Source organism: Natrinema soli, assembly GCF_028618695.1.
The window spans coordinates 1-3,087 of sequence record NZ_JAQIVI010000131.1 but is presented as its reverse complement, the minus strand read 5'-3'; the positions used below and the strand labels follow the sequence as shown (position 1 = coordinate 3,087).

The 3,087-nt window shown below is 54.4% G+C and carries 2 protein-coding genes; one reads left to right on the top strand and one right to left on the bottom strand.

Annotated elements, in window-relative coordinates:
* Positions 1–726: 726 nt before the first annotated feature.
* Positions 727–936, bottom strand: coding sequence for a DUF7972 family membrane protein (locus PGX04_RS08655; RefSeq protein ID WP_273738133.1), 210 nt, complete (start codon positions 934–936; stop codon positions 727–729).
* Positions 937–1,736: 800 nt separating this feature from the next.
* Here PGX04_RS08655 and PGX04_RS08650 point away from each other — a divergent pair.
* Positions 1,737–2,741 (top strand): IS110 family RNA-guided transposase, encoded by a 1,005-nt coding sequence (locus tag PGX04_RS08650; RefSeq protein WP_273738132.1) that lies wholly within the window; start codon positions 1,737–1,739, stop codon positions 2,739–2,741.
* Positions 2,742–3,087 lie beyond the last annotated feature (346 nt).

Genomic DNA, 3,087 nt, shown 5'->3' with positions numbered 1-3,087 from the left:
GGCCAGCGCTCACCCGAACAACTATCACTGATCAAGTGGAAAATTTGCTTGCAGGATTTTCATAGGAAGTTCCCATACCCTCTCTCTGTGACTAGCCGACAAACGGTAAGTACAGGTGAGATAGTTATCATAGAGTAGTCTGAGAGTTTTGACAGATGAACCACCCAAAATGATTATCAGATAAATAATAGGACGGGAATTTCTAGTTTCTAAGAGAGTGCTCAGTGCTCGTTGTCCCAAATGCGATGACGAGTTGGAAGAGCAAATTAACAAATACACCTCTAGTGGAGGGACGAGAGCAAACTTTGAGTGTGCAGATTATGACCATGAATGGTCACTTACACTGTAATCTAATTAACTTCATTATTCTCTCTCCTACTAAGAGAGAGGAAAGAACCGAGTATCGCTACGATTCATACCTTTTCAGCTGGCTCTGTCGAAACCCTTAGCCGATGACAGATGATAGGTGCTGAATACAGAGCGCGGATGTTGCAGATCAACGGTTTTGAGCCACCCACAGGATTATCAGTTCTACGTGCTAAGTTATACTATGGCACACCGCCCAGAAGAGCCACATCGATACGTTTGTGAGAATTGTCAGATCACTCACGCCGGTACTCCAATACACGTCTCTGTAGGCGATCACAGATTTGAATCACCGGACAAATGTGGTGGGTGCGGTGAGTCTTCATTTATCGAAATCGGGGAATGGGTGCACTATCACGATTAAGGACTCCCGCTCGGATGATGACCCATCATGTCGCGAAACGACGCGTCGCCGAGCGTACTCAGCCCGACGATAGCGCCGAACAGCCCAAGCGCCAGACCGGCGGTCAGCATGTGCCGGTCCAGATTGAGCAGGAATTTGAGTCGGAGACGATCAGAGCGACTGTCGATTCGCTCGTACATCCTGTCGTCCGGCGCTGAGTTACCCATTGTAGCTACCGTTAGCTACACCCATGTACGAAGCCTTGTCTCTCGCTCTCGTCGATTCAATTCTGAATACCAGCCGAACGTGATCGAGTGCCAACGGTGTAGTAGTCCGTCATTCGCAGCGAGTTTCATCTTCATGGGTGGAACAGATGGATTGAGGGTGCCAGATATTGACATGACGAATACCCAACCAGCAATAAGTGCACAAGTGTAGTGAACGGATAGTTCGCTCTAGATTCGGTGAAGAGAACGTCATGCGAATCGTTCTATAACACCCTAGCGGGGGGAGTACATTGGTACATTGGGGGAGAGACGAAGACGATGTTGTGGGGGTGCGGATAGACGTGTGAATTGCTCGGATTGCGTAGGACAGAGTGTGGTTGACGTGAAGGTGACGCTCGAGGAGAGGAGGACGAAGAGGAACGTAGAATGAGGGGCAGGGTGAGGGAAGAGATCGTGACAGAGGGGTGGAGTCAGAACAATGGTTGTGAGGGAGACGACGTCATCGAGAAGAAAGAGAGAAGAGTGCACTCCCACCGAAAGCCCTCGGCCGCTCGGCATCCCGTGCCTCGCTGCGCGCCTCACTCCCTCGCAACGCTCGGTCGTTGCGGTGTGGTTATGAGAATCTGCTAAGCCCCTACGGCGCGTCCGAGAAAGGGGCTGAGCGCAGCCGACCGTAAGCATGTGTCCCAGAACACGGTGCGGTGAATGGCTCGACTGTATGGATAGAACCTCCTGCGACTTGAGCGCGAATAGGTGCCTATCCGGACGTGCTACCCTCGAACTCAGCCCAGGTACGAACCATGAACTCAGAAACTGAATTCATCGGGATGGACATCCATGACGGCTACTCCCAGATAGCCGTCATGGACCCAGACGGCACCGTCCTCGACAGTCGGCGTCTCTCTGACGCCGACGTCGAGAACTTTGCTCGCGAGCACGCCGATGCAAAGGTCGCCATCGAGGCCTCCTCCGTCTACCGGCATATCTACGATACGCTCGATGAGCACGTAGATGTGACGCTCGTCAACCCCAAGAAAACACGTGTCATCGCCGAAGCAAAGGTCAAAACCGACAAGATCGATGCGAAAATGCTCGCGCATCTCCTCCGCGCAGATCTCATCGCCGAGAGCTACGTCCCGCCGGCCGACATCCGTCGGCGGCGGGACCTCGTCCGCGAGCGGAAACGGCTCATCGACGACCGGACGCGGTACAAAAACCGCATCCGTTCCACGCTCAAACAGAGCGGCAACGCGATGCGTCGCTCTCCGTTCAGCAACGAGGGCCGCGAGCAGCTCGCGGCCCTCGAACTCGATCCAATTGATCGGAAACGAATCGAGTCGTCGTTCCGGATGATTGACGAACTCACCGACGAGATCGCCACTTACGACGCCGAAATCAGAAAGATCGCTCGAGAGGACGAGCAAGTCCAACTTCTGGAGACGATCACAGGGGTGGGTTCGATTTCGGCAGTCACTGTGACTGCCGAAATCGGGGAGATCGAGCGATTTGGGAGTGCAGAAAAGCTCGTGAGTTACGCTGGGTTAGATCCGACGGTTCAACAATCAGGCCAGCGCGAAACGCGTGGCCCGATTAGCAAGGAAGGCTCGTCGGTGTTACGATGGATGCTGGTGCAGTGTGCAAACAACGTTGTAATGCATCGGAACGAGTATTTCGTGGAGTTTTTCGACCGATTGAACCGGCGGAAGAACAAGTACGTCGCACGGGTTGCGACAGCGCGGAAAGTGCTGGTATCGATGTACCATATGTTGACACGCGGTGAGGAGTTCGCACCACCAAGCGGCTGAGTCGCGCTACTGCGGCGCGACTCAGCCGGGCCAGCAGAGGCCACCGAGAGCGACGGCTATCCTCTTCACTTCACAAGCACCTATGACAAACCGGCGTTAGAGGGGTTGGTTTGGCAGATTTGGGTGGGTAGAGTGTATCTATCCAAACAACTATCTCGGTTCACGGGGAAAATTGATCCGCAGATTCTCATAGGTGCTTGCGTCGGCGGGGGACGACCGAGTCGACCTCGCCCTTTCGAAGCCCACCAGGCTGAGCTGAAGGTGGGGATGCTGTAGCTCTCCCTCGACTGGTGTGAACGAGACGGCACGCCCCGCTCGCCTTCCCTCCCTCCGCGTCGCTCGCGAC